This window comes from Streptomyces sp. NPDC030143, assembly GCF_055573695.1.
This window is the reverse complement of the sequence record NZ_JBVIAY010000021.1, coordinates 22,728-48,641: the sequence shown is the minus strand read 5'-3', so window position 1 is coordinate 48,641 and position 25,914 is coordinate 22,728. Positions and strand designations below refer to the sequence as shown.

23 protein-coding genes and 3 pseudogenes are annotated in these 25,914 nt (G+C 72.8%); 8 read left to right on the top strand and 18 right to left on the bottom strand.

Annotated features, from left to right (window positions below):
• Nucleotides 1-143: 143 nt before the first annotated feature.
• The 8 genes from ACZ4YY_RS29400 to hemL form a co-directional block, all read right to left on the bottom strand.
• Complete coding sequence (locus ACZ4YY_RS29400) at nt 144-563, bottom strand: SRPBCC domain-containing protein (RefSeq protein ID WP_468296897.1); 420 nt, start codon at nt 561-563, stop codon at nt 144-146.
• Nucleotides 564-717: 154 nt separating this feature from the next.
• On the bottom strand, nt 718-1,818 hold the full coding sequence (gene ccsB / locus ACZ4YY_RS29395) for a c-type cytochrome biogenesis protein CcsB (RefSeq protein ID WP_468296894.1): 1,101 nt from the start codon (nt 1,816-1,818) through the stop codon (nt 718-720).
• Nucleotides 1,815-3,539, bottom strand: a complete 1,725-nt coding sequence (gene resB, locus ACZ4YY_RS29390) for a cytochrome c biogenesis protein ResB (protein WP_468296891.1) — start codon at nt 3,537-3,539, stop codon at nt 1,815-1,817. The genes ccsB and resB overlap by 4 nt, the downstream gene beginning before the upstream one ends.
• 3 nt (nt 3,540-3,542) lie before the next feature.
• Nucleotides 3,543-4,313 (bottom strand): cytochrome c biogenesis CcdA family protein, encoded by a 771-nt coding sequence (locus ACZ4YY_RS29385; RefSeq protein ID WP_468296886.1) that lies wholly within the window; start codon nt 4,311-4,313, stop codon nt 3,543-3,545.
• 1 nt (nt 4,314) lies between these two features.
• Nucleotides 4,315-4,959, bottom strand: a complete 645-nt coding sequence (locus ACZ4YY_RS29380; protein WP_468296883.1) for a TlpA family protein disulfide reductase — start codon at nt 4,957-4,959, stop codon at nt 4,315-4,317.
• A 66-nt stretch (nt 4,960-5,025) separates the two neighbouring features.
• Nucleotides 5,026-6,330, bottom strand: coding sequence for a polysaccharide deacetylase family protein (locus tag ACZ4YY_RS29375; protein ID WP_468296881.1), 1,305 nt, complete (start codon nt 6,328-6,330; stop codon nt 5,026-5,028).
• A gap of 199 nt (nt 6,331-6,529) precedes the next feature.
• Entirely contained in the window at nt 6,530-7,210 is a 681-nt protein-coding gene (locus ACZ4YY_RS29370) for a histidine phosphatase family protein (protein WP_468296878.1), read from the bottom strand.
• On the bottom strand, nt 7,207-8,523 hold the full coding sequence (gene hemL, locus ACZ4YY_RS29365) for a glutamate-1-semialdehyde 2,1-aminomutase (RefSeq protein WP_468296875.1): 1,317 nt from the start codon (nt 8,521-8,523) through the stop codon (nt 7,207-7,209). The genes ACZ4YY_RS29370 and hemL overlap by 4 nt, the downstream gene beginning before the upstream one ends.
• A gap of 331 nt (nt 8,524-8,854) precedes the next feature.
• Here hemL and ACZ4YY_RS29360 point away from each other — a divergent pair, with 331 nt between their 5' ends.
• The 3 genes and pseudogenes from ACZ4YY_RS29360 to ACZ4YY_RS29350 all read left to right on the top strand — a co-directional run bounded on the left by ACZ4YY_RS29360 (nt 8,855) and on the right by ACZ4YY_RS29350 (nt 10,458).
• Complete coding sequence (locus ACZ4YY_RS29360) at nt 8,855-9,502, top strand: hypothetical protein (RefSeq protein WP_468296872.1); 648 nt, start codon at nt 8,855-8,857, stop codon at nt 9,500-9,502.
• 257 nt (nt 9,503-9,759) lie between these two features.
• Nucleotides 9,760-9,924, top strand: a pseudogene (locus tag ACZ4YY_RS29355) (XRE family transcriptional regulator); the annotation flags it as partial.
• Nucleotides 9,915-10,458 (top strand): annotated as a pseudogene (locus tag ACZ4YY_RS29350) (GNAT family N-acetyltransferase). The pseudogenes ACZ4YY_RS29355 and ACZ4YY_RS29350, both read left to right, overlap by 10 nt.
• Here ACZ4YY_RS29350 and ACZ4YY_RS29345 read toward each other — a convergent pair.
• The gene (locus ACZ4YY_RS29345; RefSeq protein WP_468297186.1) at nt 10,448-11,044 is read right to left on the bottom strand and encodes a YdcF family protein; all 597 of its coding nucleotides are present in this window, start codon (nt 11,042-11,044) and stop codon (nt 10,448-10,450) included. The pseudogene ACZ4YY_RS29350 and the gene ACZ4YY_RS29345 overlap by 11 nt on opposite strands.
• 483 nt (nt 11,045-11,527) lie before the next feature.
• On the opposite strand from ACZ4YY_RS29345, the gene ACZ4YY_RS29340 reads away from it, so the two are divergent.
• On the top strand, nt 11,528-12,496 hold the full coding sequence (locus tag ACZ4YY_RS29340) for an EamA family transporter (RefSeq protein ID WP_468296869.1): 969 nt from the start codon (nt 11,528-11,530) through the stop codon (nt 12,494-12,496).
• Between the two features lie 81 nt (nt 12,497-12,577).
• On the opposite strand, the gene ACZ4YY_RS29335 is transcribed toward ACZ4YY_RS29340, so the two are convergent.
• Both ACZ4YY_RS29335 and ACZ4YY_RS29330 read right to left on the bottom strand, forming a co-directional pair.
• Nucleotides 12,578-13,198: a sigma-70 family RNA polymerase sigma factor gene (locus ACZ4YY_RS29335; protein WP_468296866.1), complete on the bottom strand. Its 621-nt coding sequence runs from the start codon at nt 13,196-13,198 to the stop codon at nt 12,578-12,580.
• 250 nt (nt 13,199-13,448) lie between these two features.
• Complete coding sequence (locus tag ACZ4YY_RS29330; RefSeq protein WP_468296861.1) at nt 13,449-14,135, bottom strand: hypothetical protein; 687 nt, start codon at nt 14,133-14,135, stop codon at nt 13,449-13,451.
• Nucleotides 14,136-14,333: 198 nt separating this feature from the next.
• On the opposite strand from ACZ4YY_RS29330, the gene ACZ4YY_RS29325 reads away from it, so the two are divergent.
• The gene (locus tag ACZ4YY_RS29325) at nt 14,334-15,518 is read left to right on the top strand and encodes a GNAT family N-acetyltransferase (RefSeq protein WP_468296858.1); all 1,185 of its coding nucleotides are present in this window, start codon (nt 14,334-14,336) and stop codon (nt 15,516-15,518) included.
• 83 nt (nt 15,519-15,601) lie between these two features.
• Here ACZ4YY_RS29325 and ACZ4YY_RS29320 read toward each other — a convergent pair whose 3' ends face one another.
• The 6 genes from ACZ4YY_RS29320 to ACZ4YY_RS29295 all read right to left on the bottom strand — a co-directional run bounded on the left by ACZ4YY_RS29320 (nt 15,602) and on the right by ACZ4YY_RS29295 (nt 20,954).
• Complete coding sequence (locus ACZ4YY_RS29320) at nt 15,602-16,114, bottom strand: hypothetical protein (protein ID WP_468296856.1); 513 nt, start codon at nt 16,112-16,114, stop codon at nt 15,602-15,604.
• Between the two features lie 220 nt (nt 16,115-16,334).
• Complete coding sequence (locus tag ACZ4YY_RS29315) at nt 16,335-16,517, bottom strand: hypothetical protein (RefSeq protein WP_468296853.1); 183 nt, start codon at nt 16,515-16,517, stop codon at nt 16,335-16,337.
• A gap of 307 nt (nt 16,518-16,824) precedes the next feature.
• Nucleotides 16,825-18,261, bottom strand: coding sequence for a sensor histidine kinase (locus ACZ4YY_RS29310; RefSeq protein ID WP_468296850.1), 1,437 nt, complete (start codon nt 18,259-18,261; stop codon nt 16,825-16,827).
• A gap of 10 nt (nt 18,262-18,271) precedes the next feature.
• Entirely contained in the window at nt 18,272-18,982 is a 711-nt protein-coding gene (locus ACZ4YY_RS29305) for a response regulator transcription factor (RefSeq protein WP_468296847.1), read from the bottom strand.
• A gap of 302 nt (nt 18,983-19,284) precedes the next feature.
• A complete protein-coding gene (locus tag ACZ4YY_RS29300) occupies nt 19,285-19,869 on the bottom strand; it encodes an FMN reductase (RefSeq protein ID WP_468296844.1) in 585 nt (194 codons plus the stop codon).
• Nucleotides 19,866-20,954, bottom strand: a complete 1,089-nt coding sequence (locus ACZ4YY_RS29295; RefSeq protein WP_468296842.1) for an LLM class flavin-dependent oxidoreductase — start codon at nt 20,952-20,954, stop codon at nt 19,866-19,868. Before ACZ4YY_RS29295 ends, ACZ4YY_RS29300 begins: the two co-directional genes overlap by 4 nt.
• 112 nt (nt 20,955-21,066) lie before the next feature.
• Between ACZ4YY_RS29295 and ACZ4YY_RS29290 the strand changes: the two are divergent.
• A pseudogene (locus ACZ4YY_RS29290) lies at nt 21,067-21,843 on the top strand (DUF6597 domain-containing transcriptional factor); the annotation flags it as partial.
• Nucleotides 21,844-22,042: 199 nt separating this feature from the next.
• On the opposite strand, the gene ACZ4YY_RS29285 reads toward ACZ4YY_RS29290, so the two are convergent.
• Entirely contained in the window at nt 22,043-22,645 is a 603-nt protein-coding gene (locus tag ACZ4YY_RS29285) for a ScbR family autoregulator-binding transcription factor (protein WP_468296839.1), read from the bottom strand.
• 258 nt (nt 22,646-22,903) lie between these two features.
• On the opposite strand from ACZ4YY_RS29285, the gene ACZ4YY_RS29280 reads away from it, so the two are divergent.
• Together ACZ4YY_RS29280 and ACZ4YY_RS29275 are read left to right on the top strand one after the other, a co-directional pair.
• The gene (locus tag ACZ4YY_RS29280; RefSeq protein WP_468297182.1) at nt 22,904-24,091 is read left to right on the top strand and encodes an AfsA-related hotdog domain-containing protein; all 1,188 of its coding nucleotides are present in this window, start codon (nt 22,904-22,906) and stop codon (nt 24,089-24,091) included.
• Between the two features lie 482 nt (nt 24,092-24,573).
• The gene (locus ACZ4YY_RS29275; protein WP_468296836.1) at nt 24,574-25,827 is read left to right on the top strand and encodes an acyl-CoA dehydrogenase family protein; all 1,254 of its coding nucleotides are present in this window, start codon (nt 24,574-24,576) and stop codon (nt 25,825-25,827) included.
• Nucleotides 25,828-25,914: the final 87 nt, after the last annotated feature.

Here is a 25,914-nt window from a genome sequence, read left to right as displayed (position 1 = left end):
CGTGCTCTCGGCGTGCCGGACGAAAGCGCTCGTTCTGGGTGTACTCGGGCTTTCGGCCGGTGCGGCGAGAGGGCGTGGGATGCGGGACTTTCGGAACACCCCCCGGGTCGTGCCGTCGGGGACTTCCCGTGGACGCGGCCTGATCACCGCGCCAGGCCCCGGGAGCCCCTCCCCAGGTTTTCGATCAATCGTTCGAAGCGGGCGCGCCAGCCGGGCTCGCTCTCGCCCTCTCCCTCGAACTCGTGGGTGAAGCGCAGCGCGCTGGCGTCCTCCCCCTCGCGTTCCAGATGGAAGCGGATCCGGCCGCCGCCCTCCACCGTGTACTCGGCGACCCGGTCCACGTCCCAGGCGGTGACCTGCCCGGCGCCCAGGCCGCGCAGCGCGACCGTGCCGCCGAGCCGGGGTTCGAGGACGTCGACGTCGGTCCACCAGGCGCCGAGTCCCTCCGGGGTGGTGAGCGCCGGCCAGACCGCCTCCATGGACCGCGGCAGCCGCACGAGGAAGTGCAGGATGCGCGTGCTTCCGTGGGTCTGGCTGGTGCCCTGTTCGACGGAACCGGTCATGACACCAGCCTGACCCCTGCCGCAGGCTCGCGCACCCCTGAGGGCCCTTGAAGCCCCGGACGGAAAGAGAGGCCGATAAGCCCGGCGTCCGGTGCGAGCACAGAGGCCGGTTCCTGTGACCTGAGCCACGGGAACCGGCCTCTGCCGTCCGGACCTACACGCCGGCGTAGGAGTGCTTGCCGCTCACGAAGATGTTGACGCCGTAGTAGTTGAACAGCCAGCAGCCGAACGCGATCAGGGCCAGGTAGGCGGCCTTGCGCCCCTTCCAGCCGGCCGTGGCCCGGGCGTGCAGGTAGCAGGCGTAGGCGACCCAGGTGATGAAGGACCAGGTCTCCTTGGGGTCCCAGCCCCAGTAGCGGCCCCAGGCGTCACCCGCCCAGATCGCGCCCGCGATGATCGTGAACGTCCACAGCGGGAAGACGGCCGCGTTGACGCGGTAGGAGAACTTGTCGAGCGAGGCGGCCGCCGGCAGCCGGTCCAGGACCGAGTTGGCGAACCGGCCGGGCCGGCCGCCGCTCGCGAGCTTGTTCTCGTAGGAGTCCTTGAACAGGTACAGGATCGTGGCGACGGCGCCCACGTAGAACACCGCGCCGCAGAAGATCGCGGTGGAGACGTGGATGTACAGCCAGTACGAGTGCAGGGCGGGGACCAGCTGGTCACTGGCGGTGTACAGGACGGTGACGGCCAGACCGAGGTCGAGGAGGACCGTGGTGATCAGGAACAGCCCGAGCCAGCGCACGTTCTTCTTCAGCGCCAGCAGCCCGAGGTACACGCCGACGGCCACGGTGGAGAAGGTGATGTTGAACTCGTACATGTTGCCCCACGGAGCCCGCTGCACCGACAGGGCCCGCGCGAGCACACCGCCGAACTCGATCAGGAAGGCGAGCACCGTGAGGGAGATGGCGATCCGCCCGTAGAGGTCGCCCTGCTCGTCCCCGCCGTGCGCGCCCGGCCCGTCGGGCACGTCCCGTGCTCCGGCCGCCGCCCGGACCACGACCTTGGGCCGCTCCAGGACGGCGGTGCCGCCCTCCTGCTTCACGGTGACGGCCGGCCCCGCGGCCTTCGTCGTGGTGGTGGCGGTGAGCGCGGCGGCCGTGCGGCCGACCTTGCTGCGGGAGCCCAGGAGCCATTCGGCGATGTACGCGAAGAAGGCCAGGGTGTAGACGGCCATCGCGGAGTAGATCAGCGTGTTGCTGGTGTTCGCGAGGTTTTCGTTGGTGGCGGCGGCCAGCTCGGTCGCGGCGGCGAGAGTCACTTCTCAGCCCCTTCGGCAGGTACGGCTCGGGGGTCGGGGGACGCGGAGGGGTCGCCCTCGGGATCAGGTGCCCCGGGGGCCTGGTCGTACAGGGTCGCGGCGAGGTCGCCGAGTTCCTCGGGCACCTTGGCGGACTCGCTGCGGCCGAGGCCGGCCATCTCGACGACGGTCACCCCGTCCTCGCCCCCGACCGCCCGCACCCACACCCGGCGGCGCTGGATGAACAGCGACCCGGCAAGGCCGAAGATCGCCACGACGGCGCCGGTGAGCGCCCAGCCGCTGGCGGGCTGCTCGGTGACCTGGAAGTTCGCCCACTCCTTGGTGCCCTCGTAGGTGATCGAACCCGCGCCGTCCGGCAGCGTCATGGTCTCCCCGGGCTTGAGGTTCTCCCGCATCTGGAGGCCCTTGGAGTCCTTGAAGCCCTTCATGTGCTTCTTGTCGAGCTGGTACACGCTCTGCGGGATGCCCGCGTCGACGCCGAGGTCGCCGTGGTAAGGCTCCAGGTTCAGCACCGGGTTGAGCAGCGCGGGGAACGCGGAGGAGACCTCGTTGCCCTTGACGTACGTCGGCAGGAAGAAGGACTGGAAGGCGAGCTGCTCGCTGACGCCCTTGGCGTTGCGGTAGCCGTCGAGGGCCTTGATCACGCCGGACGAGGTGACGTTGGAGTCCAGCGGCAGCAGCGGCACGGCGTCGTGGTAGACGACCTCGCCCTTGCCGTCGCGCACGGTGACGACCGGGGCGTAGCCGTGGGCGGTGAGGTAGACCTTCGTGTCGCCGATCTCCAGCGGGTGGTTGACCTTGACGACGGTCCTGCGGTCCTTGCCGTAGGCGCCCACGCTGTAGGTGAGGGACGCCTGGTAGGTGCGGGGGGTGCCCTTGTTGGGGCCGGAGACCTCGTAGGTGCCGACGAAGTCGTCGAGGGTGAAGCTGAACGGCTCCAGGTCGTCGGGATCGAAGAGGGTGCCGGACTTGAAGTCGTCGTACTGGGTGAGGGTGTTGGAGAAGCCGTCGCCCTCGACGACGAGCTTGTTGCCCTCGGTCTTGAACAGCTGGCCCCACGCGAAGGCGACCAGCATCACGATCAGCGCGATGTGGAAGGCGAGGTTGCCGACCTCGCGCAGGTAGCCCTTCTCCGCGGCGACGGCGTCCCCCGCGAGGTGAGCGCGGAAGCGGCGCCTGCGCAGCAGGGCGAGCGCGGCCTCGCGCACCTGCTCCGGCTCGGCCCGGGTGCGCCAGGTCGTGTACGCGGGCAGCCGGGTCAGCCGCCGCGGCGCACCCGGCGGGCGGCCGCGCAGCTGGCCCACGAACTGCCAGGTGCGGGGCACGATGCAGCCGATGAGGGAGACGAACAGCAGGATGTAGATCGCGGAGAACCACACCGAGCTGTAGACGTGGAAGAGGCCCAGCTTGTCGTAGACGGGCGCGAGGGTGGGGTGGTCGTTCCGGAACTCGGCGACCTTGGTGGCGTCGGTGCCGCTCTGCGGGATCAGCGAGCCGGGGATCGCGCCGAGCGCGAGCAGCAGCAGGAGCAGCAGCGCGACCCGCATGGAGGTCAGCTGCCGCCAGAACCATCGGGCCCAGCCGAGCACGCCCATGGCGGGCACGCCGGCCAGGATCTCCGCGGGCGCGGTGGACAGCTGGGAGCCGGCCGCGCCGAGGTCCTGCTCGTCCGGGGACGCCGGGGTCTCGGCGGACGCCGTGCCGACGGTGCTCTTGCTCATGGATCAGATCCCCACAGTGAAGCCGGCGGACCAGGACTGCATGTCCTGCACGAGGCGGTCCCAGGCACCGGTCAGCAGCAGCAGACCGGTCACGATCATCATCGTCCCGCCGATCCGCATCACCCAGACATAGTGGCGCTTGACCCAGCCGAAGGCGCCGAGCGCCTTGCGGAAGGCGACCGCGGCGAGCACGAAGGGCACACCGAGGCCGAGGCAGTAGGCGACGGTCAGTACGGCACCGCGGCCGGCGCTGCCCTGCTGGGAGGAGAGCGCGATCACGGAGGCCAGCGTCGGACCGATGCAGGGGGTCCAGCCGATGCCGAACAGCGCGCCGAGCAGCGGGGCGCCGGCCAGCCCCGTGGCGGGCCTGCGGTGGAAGCGGAACTCCCGCTGGGTCATCCAGGGCATCAGGCCCATGAAGAAGACGCCCATGAGGATCATGAACACGCCCAGCACCTTGGACAGGACGGCTTGGTTCTCCACGAGCGTCTCGCCGAAGTAGCCGAACAGCGCGCCGCTGGAGACGAACACGGCGGTGAAGCCGAGCACGAACAGGGAGGCGCCGGCCACCATCCGCCCGCGCCGGGCCTCGGCCAGGTCGGTGCCCGCGACACCGGTGACGTAGGAGAGGTAGCCGGGGACGAGCGGCAGCACGCAGGGGGAGAAGAACGAGACGAGACCGCCGAGCAGCGCGATGGGCAGGGCCACCAGCAGCGCTCCGTTGAGCACCGTGGAGTTGTAGCCGTCCGCGGCGAGCGTGGTGACCGCGCTCACGTCACTTCTCCGCGAGGATCGGGGCGATCATGGAGCGCAGCTTCTCCTCGCTGAGCGGGGCCTGCGACCGAGCCGCGATCTTGCCCTCCCGGTCGAAGACGAGCGTGGAGGGGATCGCCTGCGGGTTGAGCGTGCCCTTCTCGAAGCGGAGCATCAGCTTGCCGGTTGGGTCGAACAGGCTCGGGTAGGTGACGCCCTGCTGCACCTCGAAGCGCCGGGCGTTGTCGGCGTTGGTGTCCCGGGTGTTGATGCCGACGAACTGCACGCCCCGGCCCTTGAGGTCGGTGTACACCTTCTCGAAGTTGGGCGCCTCGGCACGGCAGGGCGCACACCAGGAGCCCCACACGTTCAGGACGACGATCTTGCCCTTGTAGGAGGCGACGTCGAGCTGCTTGCCGTCGACGGTCCTGCCGGACAGGTCCGGGGCCGCGGACCGCTCGCCCCTGGCGACGGTGGAGATGCCGTCCGCGCCCATCACGAAGTGCGTGTCACCGCCTCCGCCGGAGGTGCCCGGGGAGGTGCACGCGGAGACGAGCAGCGTCGCGGCGGCGGCACCGGACGCCACCCAGGTGAGCACGGTGCGACGCGAGCGGGTCCGGGTGGTCGAGCTGGTCGAACGCAGGGGGGCGCGGCTGGCGGCACTCATGTGAAAAGTTTCGCATGCCCGGTCCGGGGATCTCGGCCGCCCCCCTTGTGGGTGGAAAACCGCATTTCAGGCGGCGTTCGACGGACTCCCGGAGGCCGTGTTCGCGGAGCCCGTGGACGCCGCCCCGAGGAACGTCTTCCAGCCGCCGGCCGGCCGCTCCCCCACCTCCAGGGTGCGCAGCTTGGCGAGCACCTCCGGCCTCTGGACGTCGATCCAGTCGACGAACTGACGGAAGGAGACCAGCCGCACGTCCGCGCCCTTCTCCTTCTCGCGGGCGATGTGCTTGAACGCCTCCTCGACGGCGTCCATGTAGATGCCGCCGTTCCACTGCTCGAAGTGGTTGCCGACGAAGAACGGCGCCCGGTTCGTCTCATATGCCCGCTTGAATCCCTGGATGTACGCCTGGGCGGACTGCTCGCGCCAGCGCGGGTAGTTGTGGGCGGGCGCCTTGGTGGAGTTGACCGACTGGTTGGCGAGCATGTTGTAGTCCATCGAGAGGACCTCGAAGCGACGCCCGGGGAAAGGTATCTGCTGCAACGGCAGGTCCCATATGCCCTGGCGCTTGTCGGGCCACACCTGCCGGCCGCCGGGCGAGGAGGCGTCGTAGCGCCAGCCGAGGGCGCGGGCGGTGGGCAGCAGGTTGTCCTGACCGAGCAGACAGGGCGTACGGCCGCCGACGAGTTCCTTGTCGTAGTCGAAGGGCAGCGCGGGCAGGTCGGTCCAGCCGGTGTTGGTGCGCCACTCCTTGACGAAGGCCTTCGCCTGGTCGATCTCGTTGCGCCACTGCGCCGGCGTCCAGTGGCCGACCGAGCCGTGCCCCTCGCCGCAGAAGTGCCCGTTGAAGTGCGTGCCGATCTCGTGACCCTCGAGCCAGGCACGGCGGAGGCCGGTCAGCGTGTCCTTGATGTGCCCGTCGGTGAGGTAGCCGATGTCGGAGGCGCCGCGCGGGTTGTTCGGCGGGTCGTAGAGCCGCTTCTTCGACTCGGGCAGCAGGTACAGCCCCGAGAGGAAGAAGGTCATGGACGCGCCGTGTTCCTTGGCGAGGTCGAGGAAGCGCGGGAAGAGCCCGTTGCCCACCTCTCCCGCCCCGTCCCAGGAGAAGACGACGAACTGCGGCGGCTCCTGCCCCGGCTCCAGCGGCTCGGGCGCGGCCGGCTGGTGGGGCTGCCTGCCGGTGAAGGAGGTGGAGCCGTCACCGAGGGGCCTGGCGGGGGCCGAGGGGCTGGCGGAACGATTCTTCCCCGAGCCGGAGGAACCCGTCGTCCGCGTCGAGCCCTCTGAGGGGGTGGAGTCGGCGCACCCCGCGAGTCCGGCGGCGGCGACCGCGCCGGCACCGAGTCCGAGTGCTCCCCTGCGGGTGAGAGTGCGCATGGCAATCCCCGTTCGTCACGTGCTCTGGTGGTCACCCAGTCAGAGGACGGGACGAACGGGGAGGTTCCGCCGAATCGTCAGGATTCCGTAACAGACGTAGCAAGTCGGCCGGTCGGAACCCGGGGGCGAGAGCCCGGGGGCGAGAGCCCGGGGGCGAGAGCCCGGGGGCGAGAGCCCGGGGGCGAGAGCCCGGGGGCGACTACGCCCCGAAGGCCCTGCCCTTCCCCTTCACCGGCCTGGCCCCGGCGAGCAGATGCGGGGGAACCAGGTCACGGGCGGGCTCGGTGTACCCGACGGACACGATCCGGTCGCCCTGATACGTGAACGTCGTCAACGAGGCGAGCGTGCACTGCCGCTTGCGCGGGTCGTGCCACAGACGCCTCCGCTCCACGTACGACCGCACGATCCAGATCGGCAGCTGGTGGCTGACCAGCACGGCCTCGTGGCCCCGGGCCCGGTCCTTCGCCGATTCCAGCGCCCCCATCATCCGCACCACCTGGTCGATGTAGGGCTCGCCCCAGGATGGCCTGAACGGGTTGTAGATGTGCCGCCAGTTCTCGGGCCGGCGCAGTGCCCCGTCCCCTATGCCGAACGTCTTGCCCTGGAAGACGTTGCCGGCCTCGATGAGCCGCTCGTCGGTGGCGAGGTCCAGCCCGTGCGACTTGGCGATCGGCGTCGCCGTCTCCTGCGCCCGCTCCAGCGGGGAGGCGCAGACGTAGGTGACGTCCCGGGTGGCGAGGTGCTCGGCGACCCGGTCGGCCATCCGCCGGCCCAGCTCGGAGAGGTGGTAGCCGGCGAGCCGGCCGTAGAGGATGCCGTCCGGGTTGGCGACCTCGCCGTGCCGCACCACGTGGACGACGGTGATGTCGCTGCTGCTCATTCGGTGGCCTCCGCCGCCGCTCGGGCCGCCGCCGGGAGGGCGTCGGCGATCCGCTGGATGGCCCGGTCGTCGTGGGCCGTGGACACGAACCAGGACTCGAAGGACGACGGCGGCAGGTAGACGCCGTTCGCCAGCAGCGAGTGGAAGAAGGCGGTGAAGCGGAACGACTCCTGCGCCTTGGCGTCCTCGTAGTCGCGGACGGGCCGGTCCGTGAAGAAGACGGAGAACATGTTGGAGGCGCTCTGCAGGGTGTGCGCGACACCCTCCTTGGTCAGCGCCTCCGAGACGAGCGCCTGGATCCGCTCCGAGGTCGCGTTGACCCTGGCGTAGGCCGCGTCGTCGAGGAGGCGGAGCTGGGCGAGCCCGGCGGCCGTGGCGACCGGGTTCCCGGACAGGGTGCCGGCCTGGTAGACCGGCCCGGCCGGCGCGAGGTGGGCCATCACGTCGGCCCGCCCGCCGAAGGCGGCCGCGGGGAACCCGCCGCCCATCACCTTCCCGAACGTCATCAGGTCGGGCCGGACGCCGTCGATGCCGTACCAGCCGGCGCGGCTGGTACGGAAGCCGGTCATGACCTCGTCGGAGATGTACAGGGCGCCGTTGTTCGCGCAGGCGTCCTTCAGCCCCTGGTTGAACCCGGGCAGCGGCGGCACCACGCCCATGTTCCCCGGCGAGGCCTCGGTGATGACGCAGGCGATCTCCCCGGGGTGCCGGTGGAACGCCTCCTGCACGGCCTCGAGGTCGTTGTACGGCAGGACGATGGTGTCGCCGGCCTGGGCCCCGGTGACACCGGGGGTGTCGGGCAGCGCGAAGGTGGCCACACCGCTGCCGGCCGCGGCGAGCAGCGAGTCCACGTGCCCGTGGTAGCACCCGGCGAACTTGATCACCTTGGTGCGGCGGGTGAACCCGCGGGCGAGCCGGATGGCGGACATGGTGGCCTCGGTCCCGCTGGAGACGAGCCGCACCTGCTCCAGGGGCTCGATCCGCTCGACCATCTCCTCGGCGAGCGCGACCTCGCCCTCACCGGGCGTGCCGAAGGACGTACCGCGGACGACGGCCTCCTGCACGGCCGCGATGACCTCCGGGTGGGAGTGTCCGAGGATCATCGGCCCCCACGAGCAGACCAGGTCGACGTACTCCCGCCCGTCGGCGTCGGTGAGGTAGGGACCCTTCCCGGACACCATGAACCGGGGCGTGCCGCCCACGGCCCGGAAGGCACGCACCGGGGAGTTCACGCCCCCTGGCGTGACGGCGGCCGCACGGTCGAACAGGGCCTGCGAGACGGGCGCATCGTATGAATAGGGCAATTCGCTCATGACCTGCGGCTACTCCGACCTTCTCCGACTTCTGGGACTGGGGTTGCCAGTGACATCCTCAGGGTAGGCCAGGGCCGGTCGCGGCCGGCGGGGCCGCCGACGCCACGGACCCGTGCTGACCGGACGGCCAGTCGCCGCGCGTCCGCCATCTGCGAAACTGTGGCAGGTAGACGCAGCTCACACCGACGATCGGGTCGAAGGGCTGCGAAGATCCCTGCGGACAGGTGTTTCACCGCACGTTTCGGCGGGCGGCCGTGGGGGAGGTCACTGACACGATGATCGGGTTGCGCGGCGGGGGCCACGCGTCCTAGAAAAGCAGTCGGGTGGAGATATGCATCGCGGTGGCGGACTGGGCGAGGGGACTGACGACCTGGGTCCTCGACGTGCCCGGCGGGGAAGGCACCGGCGCGACGCGGAGGAAACTGCGGAGAGTACGGAAGCACGTCAGGCACAGGCTGGACCGGGTGAACCGGAGCGGATCGATCGGCGTATCGACCGCCGGGTCGACCGCCTCCGGGCGGGGAGCAGGAATGGTGGTCGGGTGGGGGTGACGTACAAGTACTTCGGCGCGCCGGACGGCGCGACGGCGGCCCGCGTCCCGATCTCGATGCGCCCCGAGGAACTCGGCGGCGACGAGCTCGGCATGAACGGCATGTTCACCAAGATCAAGCCGGAGACGATGGCGGCGATGGTCCTCACGGGCATCGAGGGCGTCCCCCTGCACAAGGTGCCCCCGCTGGAACTGGTCGTCCTGCACCCCGACTACGCGGTCGTGAAACTCCCCATGACGGTCGTCGACCCCCTCCGCGACATAGGCGAGGAGGCCGTGGGCGCGGCGGCCTTCATCTGGTCGACGGTCCCCGACCGCGGCGGCCCCCGGGACGCGTTCAACGTCTACCAACTGCTGCACGAGTGGCAGGACTTCAGCCATCGGTTGCATGAGGCGGGGCATCAGCCTTATTGCCTGGTGTGGCCCTGAGCCACAGTTTTGCAGGGGTCGGGCGGGGTCTTCGGGCCTCGCCCTTTTCCGTGCCGGGGAGGGGCCGCCAGGCGGCCAGGGCACAGTTGCTTCTCCGGCGGTACCGATGTGTCACGGTCCCGGCCGACCGCTGGGGACCGATCAACTCCGTGACGGGGAACGCCCAGCAGGACGGGGACCGGCCTCCTCGACTCACGGGGACAGTGTCCGGGGTTTGCGGTGCTTGCCGGTGCCCGTCGGTGGCGGCTGTCTCAGGAGCCACGGTGACAGCCGCCGACGTCTTCACCATCATGGACGGCGACCCCCTCCCCGGCCGTATGCGCACCCTCATCGGCGACTTCCACCGAGACCTGCTCGTCCTGGCCCCTTCCACTACCTACGCACGCGAATGGGCAGACCGCCTACGTACCGAATGGAGCTGAACGTGATCGACCTGCGTCACTTCCAGCACGGGAACCTCCCCGAGAGCTTCCGGCAACTGCGACGTGCACGACGACGCCTACGCCGACGCCATGGACGACCCCTTCAACCAGCGATTCCCCTGGTTCGTCGACCACTGGTCAAGCATGGAGGACTTCACTTGCGTCGTGGCGTACGACGGAGACGAGCCGACCGGCTTCGCCTACGGCGCCCCGCTCAGCCCCGGCCGGGAGTGGTGGCGCTCCACTGACTACGCGCCCGGCAACGGCTATACCTCCACCTACGCGGTGTCCGAACTCATGGTGCGGCCTCAGTGACGCAAACAGGGCATCTCCGAACGCCTCCACGAAGCGCTGTTGAAGGAACGTACAGAGGACCTCGCCGTACTCCTGGTCGACGTAACCCACCCCAAGGTGCAGGCGCTCTACGAATCATGGGGATACACCAAGGTCGGCGAGCAACGGCCGTTCGCCGACGCACCGCTGCTCGCGGTCATGGTCAAAGACCTTCGGGACCGAGTCGCCGTCAGTCAGTGACGAGACGGCTGTCGAACCCGGCCCGCACAAGTCGCTCGTAGGCGTCATACACATCCGCCGGCACTTCCTGCTCCACGGCGAAGCCGAGCTTCGGATACTCGATCACCCGTTGCAGATCGCCCACCAGCATGTCCACGACGAGCTTCTCGTCGCCGATCGACTTGATGTAGTCGCCCAACTCCAGCGGCTCCGAAGCGCACACGACCTCCGCCTCGGGCCACAGCTTGCGGCAGGTCGCGTACGAACGGCGCTCCATGTACGGCTTCGAGATCAGCAGCAGCGACTCGACCCCGATGCCGGCCTCGGCCAACAACTCGCGGGAGAAGGCGATGTTCTGGCCGGTGTTCGCGGCCTTCGGCTCGACCAGGATCGCGTCGTCCGGCACGCCGAGGCTCAGCGCGTGCTCGCGGTAGTGGACGGCCTCGCCTCGCGGGAAACGGGCACGGGTTGTGGGACTGTTGCCGCCGCTGAACACCACGACGGGAAAAAGGCCGGCGTGGTACAGATCAGCGGCAGTGGTGGCCACGCCCGGATCATGGCTGCCCAGTCCGATCGCCGCCGAGCACGGGCGCAGCTCGTGTCCCATCTGGTGGTAGTTCCAGACCAGCGTCGCGTCGTGGAACTGCTCGGAGGTGATCACGCGCTGTCGGCGTACCAGCACTGTCTCTCCCTGAAGTCGGAGTCATGGAGGTCGTCCACATCATCCACGGACCCCGGCCCGATCACCGTCTGTATGCGCCCTGCTCCGTTCCAGGGCACATGACAGGGCACATGAGCCCGGGTCTGCCGGTCGGGCGGCGGCCTCGTGACGGTCCTCGCCCGTCCGTACAGCCGCTCCCCCGCGTCACGGGCTCCGTCGTGGTCGAGTGCCGCACGGCGCGGGTGGGTACCCTCGCGGGGTGAACACCTACTGGCACGTCGTTCTGCCGCCGCTCTGCGCCTGAACGGGCGCGGGCACCGGTGGTTCTGATCCCCGGCCCCGGCCACCCGCGGGGTGGCCAGGGGTTCCCGTCGTGCGTCCGTTCCGGACCCGGTCCCTGACGCATACGACGACGGAAGATCCACGACTGTGCCGAACCGTACGACCCCTCCGACTCCCGCGCGCCCGGCCCCCGCCGGCCCGCGCCCCGCCCGCGCCGGACTCCTCTGCGGACCCGCCCCCATCCTCGTCGCCGCCGTCCTGTGGGGGACGACCGGGACCGCCGCTTCCACGGCGCCGGCCGCCGCGCCGGCGGCGGCCATCGGCTGCGCCGGGCTCACCCTCGGCGGCATCCTGCTGTTCCTGACCTCTCGCGGCGCCCGCTCCCTGCCCGCCGCCTGCACGCGCTCCGAACGGTGGCTGCTCCTCCTCGGGGCGCTGGCGGTGGCCGGATATCCGGTCACGTTCTACCCGGCCGTTGCGCGGACCGGCGTGGCCGTGGCCACCGTGACCGCGCTGGGCAGCGCACCCGTGTTCACCGGACTGCTGGCCTGGATCACCGGGCAGGCCCGCCCGACCGCCCGCTGGACCTGCGCCACCGCGACCGCCGTGCTGGGCTGCGCCCTCCTGGTGCTGGGTCCCGGACTCGCCGGACACGGCACGCCGACGGACCTGACGGGCGTCGCGCTCGCCGCGGCGGCGGGGCTGTCGTACGCCGCCTACTCGCTGGTCGGCGGCGGGCTCATCACCCGCGGGCACTCCTCCGACGCCGTCATGGGCGTGCTGTTCGGCGCGGCCGGGCTGCTCGTCCTGCCGCTCTTCGCCTCCGTCGACATGCGTTGGCTCGCCACCGCTCGCGGCGCGACGGTGGCCGGGTACCTCGCCCTGTTCACCGTCTGTCTCGCCTACCGGCTCTTCGGGCACGGGCTGCGCCGCACCCCGGCGTCGGTGGCGACGGCGCTGACGCTGGCCGAGCCCGCCGTCGCCGCGGTGCTGGGCGTCGTCGTCCTCGGCGAACGCCTTCCCGTCGCCTCCCGGTGCGGGCTCGTCGTCCTCGCGGTGGGGCTGGTCCTGCTGACGGCCCCGGCCCGCAGCGGGACCGGTCGCGCGAAGCGGTAGCGGTAGCGGTAGCGGCGACGGCGCGGTGGAGCGCCTCCCACCGCGCCGTCGGTGTCGTCCACGTGCCTCCCGGGGGCCGGGTCAGGCCGCCGTCGCCAGGGCGGCGGCGGACTCCTCCGCGTCGAGCAGGGTCGTCAGCGTCGCCCGGGCGCGGGCCACACGGGAGCGGACCGTGCCGACCGGGCAGTCGCTGACCTCGGCGGCCTCCGCGTACGGGAGGCCGAGCAACTGGGTCAGGACGAACGCCTCCCGCCGGTCGTCCGGGAGGACCGCCAGCAGGTCCAGGAGGGCGATGCCGTCGTCGAAGCCCGGCAGGCCCCGCGGCTGGGCCCGCTCGACGGCCAGTTGCCAGTCCGGGACGTCCGACAGCCGCGGCCGGGCGGCCGCGTGCCGGTAGCTGTCGACGACGGCCCGGCGGGCGATGGACAGCAGCCATGAGCGGGCGGATGAGCGGCCCTCGAAGCGGTGCAGGCTGCCGAGCGCACGCAGGAACGTGTCCTGGGCGAGGTCGTCCACAGCCTGGGGATCGGCGCAGAGGTGGGCGACGTACCGCGTGACGTCGCGGTGCAGGGCCTGCACGAACCGCTCGACGGCGTCGGCGTCACCGCCGCGGGCGGCCAGCGCCCAGGCGGTGATCGACTCGTCGAGCGACTCGGTTCCGGTCCTCGCGCCGTGCGAGGTGGGCAGGGCAGACGTGATCACCTGGTGTCCTTCTCGGATCCGTGGTCCGGACCGGGGCGCGCGAGGGCGCGGGCGGTCCGGTGAATGGGGTGTCGGGCCCTACGGCGCGGCGGTCCGGCGGCGTGATGCCACCGCAGAGCCCGCGCGGGCGTACGGCCGGGGCCCGAGGCGCACACGGGCGGCCCCGGGCGAACCGGCTGCCCCAGGGCGTGTCTCGAAAGCCCCGTCCGGCCCGGCCTCCGGGCCGACGACACTGCTCTCGAAACGCGCCCTAGACGACAGCCGTCCCCACGGGCGGCCCCCGAGAAGTGATCGCGTGGACGAGAGGACGACACCGCGGCGACCGGTCCGAGCGCGGTCGGCGCACGCGACTGCGGGGGCGATCGGGGGCGACGGGCAGCGCCAGCGGCAGCCGCAGCGGGGCCGCAAGCCATCCGGCCACGGCCCGCAGCATCCGGAAGGCGGCCCGCTCGCCGTGGGCCAGCCACAGGCCGGTGAGCAGCGCGGCGAGGAGGTGGGCGGCGAGCATGCCGAACGACGACGAGCCGTCGCCGAGCAGGGGATGGCCCGTGTGGTCCGCGGCGGCGTGACCGGTGTGCCCCGGGTGGGACATGTGGGCCATGTCCATCGCGTCGCCCATGCGCGAGGCCGGGGGACCCGCCGCGTCCCCGCCGCCCACGCCGTCCCGGGGTGCCACCGCGGACGCCGACTGCGCCAGCGAGAACGCCCGGTGCAGCGCCGTCTGCGCCGCAACCACGACGGCCACCACCAGCGGCAGCCCCCGCTCCCGGCCCGCCAGGCACCAGCCCACGGCGCCGGTGCCGGCCACTGCGGCGGCCAGCACCCACGCGGTCACGTGCGCGCCGGACATCAGGACGTGGCCCAGGGCGGCGAGCAGCACGCACACGGCCGCGAACACCGCGGCCCGTACCGTGCGCGTGCACCACCCTGCCGTCATGGCGCCTCATCCTCGCATCCGGGCGTCGATCGTCGTGCGGAAGTACGGATTGTCCCCCGCCGCCCGCCCCCGGGTCCGGGTCACCGATGTCCGTGGGCCCGGATGGGGTTGACTGCCGTCATGAGTACCGATGCCGTCGCGTCACCTGAGAACCGGACGCAGACAACCGAACTGAGGCGCTTTCAGGAGCCGGACTCGGTGGAGGAGTTGACCGCGCTGCTGCATCGCGCCTACGCCGACCACGCCGCCGCGGGCCGGACCTTCCTCGCCTCCTGCCCGAGTGTGGAGGACACCCGGTCCCGACCGGGGCAGGGGGAGTGCTGGGTCGCGGTCGACGCCGGGGGCGCCCTGGTGGGGACGGTGACGGTGTCGGGCTCGCACCAGGCCCCGGAGGGGTGTCCGGGGCCGCGGGGGGCGGGCTCGTTCTGGCACCTGGCGGTGGATCCTTCGCTGCGGGGCAGCGGGCTGGGCGGGCGGCTCCTCGCGTGGGCGGAGTCGCGGATCGCGGCGCTGGGCGCACGGCACGTCGTCATCGACACCCCGTCCACGGCACGGGAACTCGTGTCCTGGTACCGGCGGCGCGGCTACGCCCCGGCGGGGTCGTCGCACCGGCCCGTCACCGACCACGACAGCGTCGTCCTCGCCAAGTCCCTGCCGCAGGACGGGCCGCGCGTGCTGAACCTCTGGCGGGGTCAGCTCGGCGCGGTCCCCGAGTCGGTCTGGGACCGCACGGATCTGGAGGTGCTGATCCTCGCCGACAACGGCCTCACCGACCTGTCCCCGCGGATCGGGCGCCTGTCACGGCTGACCACCCTCGACCTCGGCCACAACCTGCTCACCTCGGTCCCCGACGCGTTGGGCGACCTGACCGGCCTCAGCGGCTTCCTCTACCTGCACGACAACGGGCTCACCCGCCTTCCGCACACGCTGGGCGGGCTGTCCCGGCTGCGCTACCTCAACGTCGGTGAGAACGCGCTCACCGAACTCCCGGACGCCGTCGGGGGGATGACGGGCCTGATCGAGCTCCGCGCCCAGCACAACCGGCTCACCGCCCTGCCCGACGCCCTCGGCCGGCTCTCCCGGCTGCGCGAACTGTGGCTGCGCGGCAACGACATCACCGGCCTCCCGCCGTCCACGGCCGGCCTCGCCGACCTGCGCCACCTGGACCTGCGGGAGAACGCCCTCACCGAACTCCCGCCGTCTCTGGCGGAGTTGCCGCGGCTGCGCCACCTCGACGTCCGCGGCAACCGGATCACCCGGCTGCCCGACTGGCTCCTCGGCCTGCCCGCCCTGGAGAAGCTGGACCTGCGCTGGAACCCGTGCGCACCCGCACCGGCGCTGGTGGCCGCGCTGGAGGGACGGGGGTGTGTCGTCCTGGAGTGAAGGGGCGGGTGTGTCGTCCCGGCGTGGAGGGGGCGGGGTGTGTCGTCCCGGCGGAGGGGCGGGGCGCCGCCCGTCCGGGGTGGTCACTCGGTCCGCTCCGGGGGGACGCCCCTGCGGCCCGCCCCCTGCGGCCACACCACCTCCACGGGCAGTCCCGCAGCGCGGGCGTCGCGGACGGCGTCGGCCGTGCTGCCGCGTCGGCCGCTGGGCGGCTCGCCGTTCCAGACGGCGACGAAGCGGTCGGCGCGCTGGACGAGTACGGCGTTGGCAGCCTCGTACGCCCGCCGGTCGGACCGGTCGCGGGGCAGGACCAGGACCTCGTCGGCGGCCTCGACGAGCCGGTCGAAGAGGACGGCGTGCGCGGGCTCGACCTTGGTGCGGCGGTAATCCCGGGCGGGGACGACGACCGTCAGCCGGCCGCCCGCCGCCAGGACGGCCTCGGCGAAGAGCGAGTCGGCGCCGGCGGCGAGGCAGGAGACGCCGACGAGGTCGCCGTCCCGCGTGTACCGCGCGAGCAGGTCGTCCAGGGCCGCGCGGATCAGCGGGACGCTGTCCTCGGTGAGGTCGGTGTGCCCCGTCACGGCGATGGTGGTCACGCGTGCCCGCCCTTCTCCTGCCCGCCCTTCTCCTGCCCGCCCTTCTCCTGCGGGACGGGCCGCCCCGGTTCCCCCGCGGAGACGATGCCGCAGCCGCCGAGAAGTCACGTACGTTCACCCGTCCCTCGCCGGACGGGCCGCCCCCGTCCCCCGCGGACAGGATGCCGCAACCGCCGACGCGGAGGGCACCCGGCCGGCCGGCGGCCGCGCTGTCGCCCCCTCACTTCACCCCCACCGTCCGCAGCACCGTGAGCGCCACCGTCCGGGGGCTTCCGCCGACGCCGGGTATCGCGATCAGCTCCAGCAGCGCCCGTCCGACGGCCTCCTCGTCGACGGCCGCCAGCGCGGCGGCCTCCCGGTCGTTCAGCACGCGTCCGCTCCCCTCCTCGTCGGCGGCGCTCATCGCCGTCCGCACGCCTCCGCAACACGCATATGCATACGCATAACTGCTCACCTGACGACGCCGTCAGTCCCCCCGGGGGCGCGCCGCACATCAGCCGGTGACGGCGTCGGCTTCCGGGTCCGCGCGCCCGGCGTGAGCCGATGCCGCCGCCGGTTCCCGGGTTCACGCCCGGCCTCAGCCGAGGCCGCTGACGCCGTCTGCCCCTCCCCCGGCCCGCGCCCGGCCTCGGCCGATGGCACCGCCCGCCCCCGGTCCGCTCCCCGTGTCGCCCGGCGTCGCCGTCGTCCCCGGGGGTCCGCTCCGGGCGTCAGCCGATGACATCGTCGGCCCCCGAGCCCGCGCCCACCGTGAACCCGATCACCGATCCGCCGCCCTCGCGCCGGGAGGCGAACGCCGCTCCCCCGTGGGCGAGGGCCACCTCCCGGACGATGGACAGGCCGAGGCCGGAGCCCGGCAGGGAGCGGGCGTCGGCGGCGCGGTAGAAGCGGTCGAAGACGCGGGTGAGGTCGGTGTCGGTGATGCCGGGGCCGCGGTCGAGGACCTCGACGCGGACGGTTCCGGGCCGCGCCGGGCCGGCGACGTTGATCTCGATGGGCGTCCGGCCCCCACGGTCGAACTTGGTGGCGTTCTCCACGAGGTTGGACAGCGCCCGCTGGAGCATCCCGGGCCGCCCGTCGGTGGTGGTGTCGCCGCTCGCGCGGACCAGGATGCGCCGGCCGGTGCGGCGGCGGGCGATCCCGGCGACGTCCTCGGCGAGGTCGGCGAGGTCGATCCGCTGCGGGGGCTCGGTGTCGGACTGGCCGGCGGCGAGGTCGACCAGCTCGTTGACCAGGTCGGTCAGCTCGCGGGCCTCCTGGCCGAGGTCGGCGACGAGTTCGTCGCGGGTCTCGGGGGGCAGTTCGTCGATGCGGCGCAGCAGGGAGATGTTGGTCCGCAGGGACGTCAGCGGGGTGCGCAGTTCGTGGCCGGCGTCCTGGACCAGACGGCGCTGGTCCTCCTCCGACTGGGCGAGCCGGCCCAGCATGCGGTCGAAGGCGCGGCCGAGGCGGCCCACCTCGTCGTGGCCGGTGACGGGGACCTGCACACCGAGCCGGCGGGTGCGGGCGACGTCCTCGGCGGCGGTGGTGAGGATGACCAGGCGGTGGGTGATGCGCCGGGCCAGCCACCAGCCGAACAGGCCGGCGCCCGTCACGACCGCGAGCATCAGCACGATCGTGCGCTGCTGAAGCGCCCGCAGCAGGTCCTCGGTGTCGCTGAACTCCTGCGCGACCTGCACGGCGCCCCGGCCGCCGCCGAGGGAGACGGTCGCGACGCGGTAGACGTCGCTGCCGACGTCGACGTCCTCGTGCTCGGTGATCCGCCCGGCCGTCGTGGCGGCGGCGACCTCGCGGTCGGCGTCCCTGACGGGCAGCCCGGGGTTGCCGGGGTCGACGACCGCGCCGTCCGGGCCGAGGACCTGGACGTCGGTCCGGGCCGGCCGCACGATGTCGTGGCCGGGCGCGGACGAGGAGAAGTCCTCCGGGACCATCGCCCGGTCGCGGACCTCGTCCCGCAGGTCCTGCACGACCTCGTCGAACACCGACTCCTGGTCCACCCGCACCAGCCGGGCGGCGGCCCCGTACGACAGGACGCCGACGAGGAGCGTGACGGCGGCCGTCACCGCCGCGAAGGACACCGCGAAGGTGGTGCTGAGCGAGGCGAGCCGCCCCCGCCGCCCGGAGGGCCATCCGCGCAGGCCGCCCATGCCGCGCTCCTCAGTCCTCCCGCAGCACGTAACCCACACCCCGCACGGTGTGGATCAGCTGCGGGGCGCCTGGCTGGTCCAGCTTGCGGCGCAGATATCCGACGTAGACCGCGAGGTTCTTGGAGCCGGGGCCGAAGTCGTAGCCCCAGATGCGGTCGTAGATGGTGGAGTGGTCGAGGACGATGCCCGCGTTGCGCACGAGCAGCTCCAGCAGCTCGAACTCGGTGCGGGTCAGCTCCAGCTCCCGCTCCCCGCGCCAGGCCCGCCGCGCCCGCGGGTCCATGCGCAGCCCGGCGGCCTGCACGAACCGCTCCGACGGAGGTGCCGGCCGCACCACCTCGGCGGGGGCCGGGGGCGCGGTGCGGCGCAGCAGGGCGCGCAGCCGGGCGAAGACCTCCTCGACGTCGAAGGGCTTGACGACGTAGTCGTCGGCGCCCGCGTCGAGGCCGGCGATCCGGTCGGCGGTCTCCACGAGCGCCGTCAGCATGAGGATGGGCGTGCGGTCGCCCTCGGCGCGCAGCACCCGGCAGACCTGGAGGCCGTCGATGCCGGGCATCATCACGTCGAGGACGAGCACGTCCGGTGGTGTGCGGTGGGCGTGCGCGAGTGCCTCGACGCCGTCGGCTACCGCGGTGACCTCGTAGCCCTCCAGGGTCAGGGCGCGCTCGAGGGCGTGGCGGATGGCGCGGTCGTCTTCGGCGAGCAGCACGGTGGGAGGCACGCTCCTCAGTCTGCCAAGGCCCCTGTCGGTTGTGCGGCGGCCGGGGTCCCCCGGGGGCCCTTCTTACTGGGCTCTCACCGTCGGCTCGGCGCCACGAGCCCCGCCCGCCGTGCCGTCACGGGCCTCACGGGCCACGAGCCCCGCCCGCCGTTCCGTCGCGGCGCCACGAGCCGCGTCGGCCGTCGCACCCACGACGCCGCGACCCCCGTCAGCCGTCAGCCGTCAGCCGTCAGCCGTCAGACCGGAGACGGCGCGGGTCTCGACGGCCGTCACACCCGCGACGCCGCAACCCCCGACGGCCGTCACACCCTCAGTGCCGCGAGTCGCTCCTCGAACGGCACCACCGGGAGGGTGTCCCGGGTGGGACGGGCCGCCGGCAGTCCGTTCATCAGCCCGGCCAGTTCCCCGGCCGCCCGCTCGATCCGCTCGGGCAGCCCCTCGGCGCCCCAGTCCTCCGAGGCGGCGTACACCGCGGTCGGCACCACGACGGCCCGCAGGTGGGCGAAGAGGGGGCGCAGCGCGTGCTCCAGCACGAGCGAGTGCCGGGCGCTGCCGCCGGTCGCCGCGACCAGCACGGGCTTCCCGGTCAGCGCGTCCTTGTCGAGCACGTCGAAGAAGGACTTGAACAACCCGCTGTAGGACGCCGAGAACACGGGGGTGACGACGATCAGCCCGTCCGCGGCCGTGACCGCGTCCAGTGCGGCCGCCAGGGCCTTGCCGGGGAACCCGCTGGTGAGGTGGTGGGCGATCTCGACCGCCAGTTCGCGCAGCTCGACGACCTGCACCTCGACCGGGGTGTTCCGGCCGACGGCGGTGGCCAGCCGGTCGGCCAGCAGCCGGGTGGACGACGGGACGCTCAGTCCCGCCGAGACGACGACGAGGTTCATGCGACGGTCTCCTTCCGGGCGGTGGCGAGCAGGGACCGGTGGGTCGGTGCCTCCGGCGTGCCGGCCGGCCGGCCCTTGGCGAACTCCTCGCGCAGCACCGGCACGACCTCCTCGCCGAGCAGGTCGAGCTGTTCGAGGACGGTCTTCAGCGGCAGGCCCGCGTGGTCCATCAGGAACAGCTGGCGCTGGTAGTCGCCGGCGTACTCGCGGAAGGACAGCGTCTTCTCGATGACCTGCTGCGGGGAACCGACCGTCAGCGGAGTCTGCTCGGTGAAGTCCTCCAGCGACGGGCCGTGCCCGTAGACGGGGGCGTTGTCGAAGTACGGCCGGAACTCGCGGACGGCGTCCTGGGAGTTGCGGCGCATGAACACCTGGCCGCCGAGGCCGACGACGGCCTGTTCGGGGGTGCCGTGCCCGTAGTGGGCGAACCGGTCGCGGTACAGCTCGACCATCCGCTTGGTGTGGTCGGCCGGCCAGAAGATGTTGTTGTGGAAGAAGCCGTCGCCGTAGAAGGCGGCCTGCTCGGCGATCTCCGGGGAGCGGATGGAGCCGTGCCAGACGAACGGCGGGACCCCGTCCAGCGGCCGGGGCGTCGAGGTGAAGCCCTGGAGCGGTGTGCGGAACGTGCCCTCCCAGTCGACGACGTCCTCGCGCCACAGCCGGTGCAGCAGGGCGTAGTTCTCGACGGCGAGGTTGATGCCCTGGCGGATGTCCTGCCCGAACCAGGGGTAGACCGGGCCGGTGTTGCCACGCCCCATCATCAGGTCGACGCGCCCGTCGGCCAGGTGCTGGAGCATCGCGAAGTCCTCGGCGATCTTCACCGGGTCGTTGGTGGTGATGAGGGTGGTGGAGGTGGAGAGGATCAGCCTCTCCGTGCGCGCGGCGATGTAGCCGAGCATCGTGGTCGGCGACGACGGCACGAAGGGCGGGTTGTGGTGCTCGCCGGTCGCGAAGACGTCGAGGCCGACCTCCTCGGCCTTCAGCGCGATGGCGACCATGGCCTTGATCCGCTCGCGCTCGGTCGGCGTACGGCCCGTGGTGGGGTCCGGCGTGACGTCGCCGACCGAAAAGATCCCGAACTGCATGGTCGCTCACCCTCCAAATGGTTGACTGTTCAACTATACCGCTGAACAACCGCCCCGGACCCCCTGTTCCCGGGTACCCCCGGCTGTCGGTGCCCCGCCCTACGATCGCCCCATGGCCGCCCCCCGCCGTGACACCCGAGGCATCGTCGACGCCGCGGAACTCCTCGCGCGCGTCCGCTTCCGCCGCCGCGAACCGGCCGAGCCGCTACGGCCCTACCTGGAGCACTACTGGCTGATCGACTGGGACCTGGAGCAGCCGTACGCCTCCCACGTCGTCCCCCACCCGTCGGTCAACATCGTGTTCCAGCGGTACGAGGGCGAGGCCCCGTTCGCCGAACTCGCCGGCATCGGCCTCGGTCTCTTCACCCAGAAGCTGGCCGGCAGGGGGCGGGTGTGCGGGATCAAGTTCCGCCCGGGCGGCTTCCGCCCCTTCGCGCCGGCCCACCCGGTCGGCGACTGGACGGGCCGCCGGGTCCGCCTCCCGGACGCCGATCCGGAGCCCGTTCTCTCCCCCGACGACGAGGACGCCCGCGTCGCCGCCCTCGACACCTTCCTGCTGTCCCTCGACCCCCGCCCCGACCCCCGGGCCGAGCAGGCGATGGCCCTGGTCGACCGCGTCCGCGCCGACCGCGCGATCCGCCGCGTCGCGGAGCTCGCACGGGCGGAGGGCGTCTCGGTACGACTGCTGCAACGCCTCTTCGCCGCGTACGTGGGGGTCGGCCCGAAGTGGGTCGTCCTGCGCTACCGCATCCACGAGGCACTGGAACGGGCGGAGACCACGGCAGCCGTCGACTGGGCCTCCCTGGCCGCCGAACTGGGCTACTCCGACCAGGCCCACCTGGTACGCGACTTCAGGACGACGGTGGGGGTGCCGCCCACGGCGTACGCACCCGGACAGGGGCGCGGCGCCCGGCCCCCGGCGGGCCGACCGGACCCGCGCGCAACGCCCGCGCCCCCGGCGGACCCACCCGGCGGGCGCGGCACGGCCGCCCGGCCACCGGGGGACCCGCCGGGACGGCCCCACCGGCACACACCCGCCAGGACGGATCCCCGGGACGAACCGGCCAGGACGGATCCGCCCGGGCGGCTCACACCTGCTTCTCGTCGCGCGGGCGCGGCAGGATCGCCTCCAGCGTGACGTCGCGCAGTTCCTGCCAGCGGTCCATGAGGTCGATCCGCTGGTGCAGGACGTCGGAGATGTGCTGCACGCCGTAGAAGGAGGCGACCATGAGGTGGGCGGCGGCCCGCGGCGTCATGCCCTCCCGCAGCAGGCCCTCCCGCCGCGCCTCCTCGAACAGCTCGGTGAGCAGCCTGATCCAGCCGACGTACGGTTCGGGCAGCGCGGTGCCGATGAGCGACCGCTCGGACTGCAACCGGGTGGCCGCCTGCACCACGGGCTCGCCGCGGAACGCCTCGGCGGTGCGGTCCAGCAGCCGGAAGACCGTCTCCCGCGGATCGAGCCCCTCGGCGCGCACCTCGGCGAGGATGTCGGGCCAGAGCTGGTAGTTGCTCTCGACCACGGCCACGGCCATGGCTTCCTTGTTCTTGAAGTGGAAGTAGACCGCGCCCTTGGTCATGCCGACCCGCTCGGCCACGTCGACGACTGAGGTGGCGCTGTAGCCACGCTCGGCGAACAGCCGGGCCGCGGTGTCGAGCACCTTCTCACGGGTCCGCACCGCACGTTTCTGCATCGGCCGGCGCTGTTCCGTGTCATCTGCGGGTGTCGACGTGGTGGTCATGGTGGTGCTCGCTTTCCGGTGGTTTGCGCACGTCGTCAAGCGGACTGAGTCATTCGGCCGCCCTTCCGAGGATGTCAGATTTCCTCGTTGCAATATACCTTCTCGAAGGTATATTTCTTCCTCGGCGGGGCCGCGGGTCCCGCCGACAGCTTGTGCTCAGCGTCTGCTTCATCCATCTCACTGGGGGCGAGAATGAGTGTTGACGTGCTGATGGCGAGTGCGCACGGGGGTGGGCACGGACCGGACCTGGAGCGGATCGTTCCGCAACGACTGGTCCACAAGACCGCGGCGCGCGAGGTGCTGCTGACCGACGCGGTGCGCGTGCGCCCGGGGCACTTCTACCTCGCCTTACGACAGCCGGCCGGACACGGTCTGTACCGGTCCGACGTGGCGGCGGCGACCGACTCGACGCTGTTCGTGGAAGGGCTGCGGCAGGCCGCGATCTACCTCTCCCACCGCTTCTACGGAGTACCTCTCGAGCACCCCTTCATCTTCTGCGGACTCGACTTCCGCGCGGTCGTGCCGGACGAGGGGGCGGACGCGGACGAGGACGCCGACGCCTCCCCGGTCCTGGAGGTCACCTGCCGCGAGACGGCGCGCCGCACTCCGCGCCGGACGGTCATGAGCCTCGACGCCCGTCTGCTGGCCGGCGGTGAGGTCCGCGCCGAGGGCAGCGTGTCCTGGCAGGCGGTGCACCCGGACCGCTACGCGGCGGTGCGCAGCCGCGGCCTCGGAGGCGTCGAGCCGACAGCCCCCGACCGGACGAGGGGCGACGACGCGACGGGGAGCGGCGACGCGGCGGGAGGCGGCGGCCGAGCGGGAGTCGGCACCCCGAAGGCCGACGGCACCCCGGCGGGCAGCGGCGGGCCGGCGGGCAGCGGCGGGCCGGCGGGGTACCGGCTGCTCGCACCCACCCGGGTGGGCCGCGACAGCGCCGCGGACGTGGTGGTGGCCGGGCCCGCGGGAGCGGGTCAGGACCTCACGGCCACCGGGGCGTGGGGTGACGAGGAGTCGGGTGACGGAGAGTTTGCAGGAACCTTTCTTCTGCATGTCGACCAGACCCACCCCGTCTTCTTCGACCACCCCAGCGACCACGTCCCCGGCATGCTTCTGCTGGAGGCGTTCCGTCAGACCTCGCGGGCCGCGCTCGGACCGTCCGCGGATCGCGCGCACGCTTGGGTGATGTCCCGGGGCGCCGTCGAGTTCGCCGCGTACTGCGAACTGCACGCCCCGGTCCGCCTCGTCGTCCGCCGGTCCGCGGAGGGCGGCGCGGTGGTGCTCCGCATGGCGGCCGTTCAGCACGAGCGGGTCGTCGCCACGGCCCGGGCGCACTGGACGCCGGTGAACGCCGACGCGCAGCTCGCCTCCCGCCCGGCCCGCGCGAGGAGCGCGGCATGACGGGCGGCACGAGGACGGCGTCGGTGACGTCCGCGGTGACGCCGCGAGGTGCGGCTTCCGGGACGGGCACGGAGAGCGGTGTCCCCCAGGAGGGCGCCGCTCGGCACGGCGGTGCGGCCGGGCCCTCGGGGCTGCCGGCCGGGCCGACGGGAGACGGGATCGCCGCGTTCGTCGGCGGCGTAGGCGGCGCCGCTCGGCACGGCGGTGCGGCCGGGCCCTCGGGGCTGCCGGCCGGGCCGACCGGAGACGGAATCGCCGCGTTCGTCGGCGGCGTAGGCGGCGCCGCTCGGCACGGCGGTGCGGCCGGGCCCTCGGGGCTGCCGGCCGGTCCGACCGGAGACGGGATCGCCGCGTTCGTCGGCGGCGTACGTCCGGCGCGAGGGGGCGGTGGCCGTGCTACCGCGACCGCGGTCGCGGTGGCGCCGGCTCCCTCGGTCGCCGAGCAAACGGCGGGCGTACGGACGCCGGCCACGGACGGACCCGTGACCGGGGCCGTCGGCCACGTCGCCGGGGAACGGCGGATGACCGGGGTCGTCGGCCACGTCGCCGGGGTACGGCGGCCCGCCGGGCTCGGCGGTTCCTTCGGAGCCGCGGGTTTCGGCGGGGGGCGGGCGGAGGGGCTGGCGACCGGGGCCGCCCGGGTGGCCGGGGTCGCGGGCCCGCGGGCGGCGCAGGCCGACCGGCGGCGCAGGCTCGACCGTGACGTGATCGCCGAGATCACCCGGGCCGGCTTCAACCGCCATTTCGTACCCCGTGAGCACGGCGGGGTCGCGGGCTCGTTCACCACGCTGGTGTCCGCCGCCGCGCGGGTCGGCGAGAGCTGCACCTCCGCGGCCTGGGTCGCGGCGCTGTTCGCGGCGCACGGACGGCTCGCCGCCTACCTCCCCGAGCGCGCCCGCAGGGAGTTGTGGGCGACCTCCCCCGACACCCGCATCGCGGCCGGTGTCGCGCCGCCGGTGCTCGACGCCCGGGCGGTGCCCGGTGGTTGGGAGCTCACCGGGGAGTGGCCGAACGTCAGCGGGGCCGACTTCGCCGACTGGGTGCTGCTCGCGGCCCGGGCCGAGGTGCCGGGCACCCCGGTGTCCACCCTCTTCCTCGTACCGGTGCGGGACTGCACGGTGCTGGACACGTGGCAGACCCTCGGCATGCGCGGGACGGGCAGCAACACCGTCCGTGTCGACCGGGCGTTCGTCCCCGTCCACCGCACCGTGCCGCGGGAGCGGCTGCTGCGGCCGCGCGAGGCGGGGGCGGCCCGCTGCCACAGCGTCCCGTACCCGCTGGTCGCGGCACTGATGTTCGCCGGGCCCGTGCTCGGCGCCACCCGCGGCGCGCTCGCCGAGTGGGTGGGTGTGGTCCCGGACGGGCTGGCGGCAGGAGGGGTGCCCCGGATCGCGCAGGTCCTCGCCCGGTCGTCGGCCGAGCTGCGCGCCGCCGAGCTGCTGATGAAGGCGGCCGCGGTGCGGGCGGACCGGGCCGGGGCGGACGGACTGACGGTGGCGGAGAACGTACGGGACGTGGTGGCCGCCGTCGAGATGTGCGTGCGGGCCGTGGACCGCCTGTTCCGCGCCCGCGGAACCGAGGGGCAGGCCGAGGGCGACCCGGTGCAGCGCCGCTGGCGGGACGTTCAGGCGGCGTCGACCCACGGGATGCTCCGCTTCGACCCGTCCGCCATGTCCTACGCGCAGGCCGTGCTCGGAGCGGCCGTGGGCGCAGCCGGCCGGCCCGACGGGGCGTAGGGGTACCGGGACGGACGGATGCCGGAGCCGGTGGAGAGGGCCCCTCTACGAGGGTTTCCTCGGCGCCGGCTCCTCGCGGAGACTTCC

Bases quoted from the DNA above. Each gene is read 5' to 3' on its own strand.
- ACZ4YY_RS29345 (WP_468297186.1), bottom strand. From the start codon at position 11,044: ATGGGACACGAGCTGCGCCCGTGCTCGGCGGCGATCGGACTGGGCAGC.
- ACZ4YY_RS29375 (WP_468296881.1), bottom strand. From the start codon at position 6,330: ATGCGCACTCTCACCCGCAGGGGAGCACTCGGACTCGGTGCCGGCGCG.
- ACZ4YY_RS29280 (WP_468297182.1), top strand. From the start codon at position 22,904: ATGGCGAGTGCGCACGGGGGTGGGCACGGACCGGACCTGGAGCGGATC.
- resB (WP_468296891.1), bottom strand. From the start codon at position 3,539: ATGAGCAAGAGCACCGTCGGCACGGCGTCCGCCGAGACCCCGGCGTCC.
- hemL (WP_468296875.1), bottom strand. From the start codon at position 8,523: ATGAGCGAATTGCCCTATTCATACGATGCGCCCGTCTCGCAGGCCCTG.
- ACZ4YY_RS29360 (WP_468296872.1), top strand. From the start codon at position 8,855: ATGCATCGCGGTGGCGGACTGGGCGAGGGGACTGACGACCTGGGTCCT.
- ACZ4YY_RS29380 (WP_468296883.1), bottom strand. From the start codon at position 4,959: ATGAGTGCCGCCAGCCGCGCCCCCCTGCGTTCGACCAGCTCGACCACC.
- ACZ4YY_RS29370 (WP_468296878.1), bottom strand. From the start codon at position 7,210: ATGAGCAGCAGCGACATCACCGTCGTCCACGTGGTGCGGCACGGCGAG.
- ACZ4YY_RS29300 (WP_468296844.1), bottom strand. From the start codon at position 19,869: ATGAACCTCGTCGTCGTCTCGGCGGGACTGAGCGTCCCGTCGTCCACC.
- ACZ4YY_RS29315 (WP_468296853.1), bottom strand. From the start codon at position 16,517: ATGAGCGCCGCCGACGAGGAGGGGAGCGGACGCGTGCTGAACGACCGG.
- ACZ4YY_RS29295 (WP_468296842.1), bottom strand. From the start codon at position 20,954: ATGCAGTTCGGGATCTTTTCGGTCGGCGACGTCACGCCGGACCCCACC.
- ACZ4YY_RS29400 (WP_468296897.1), bottom strand. From the start codon at position 563: ATGACCGGTTCCGTCGAACAGGGCACCAGCCAGACCCACGGAAGCACG.
- ACZ4YY_RS29285 (WP_468296839.1), bottom strand. From the start codon at position 22,645: ATGCAGAAACGTGCGGTGCGGACCCGTGAGAAGGTGCTCGACACCGCG.
- ACZ4YY_RS29310 (WP_468296850.1), bottom strand. From the start codon at position 18,261: ATGGGCGGCCTGCGCGGATGGCCCTCCGGGCGGCGGGGGCGGCTCGCC.
- ACZ4YY_RS29330 (WP_468296861.1), bottom strand. From the start codon at position 14,135: ATGACGGCAGGGTGGTGCACGCGCACGGTACGGGCCGCGGTGTTCGCG.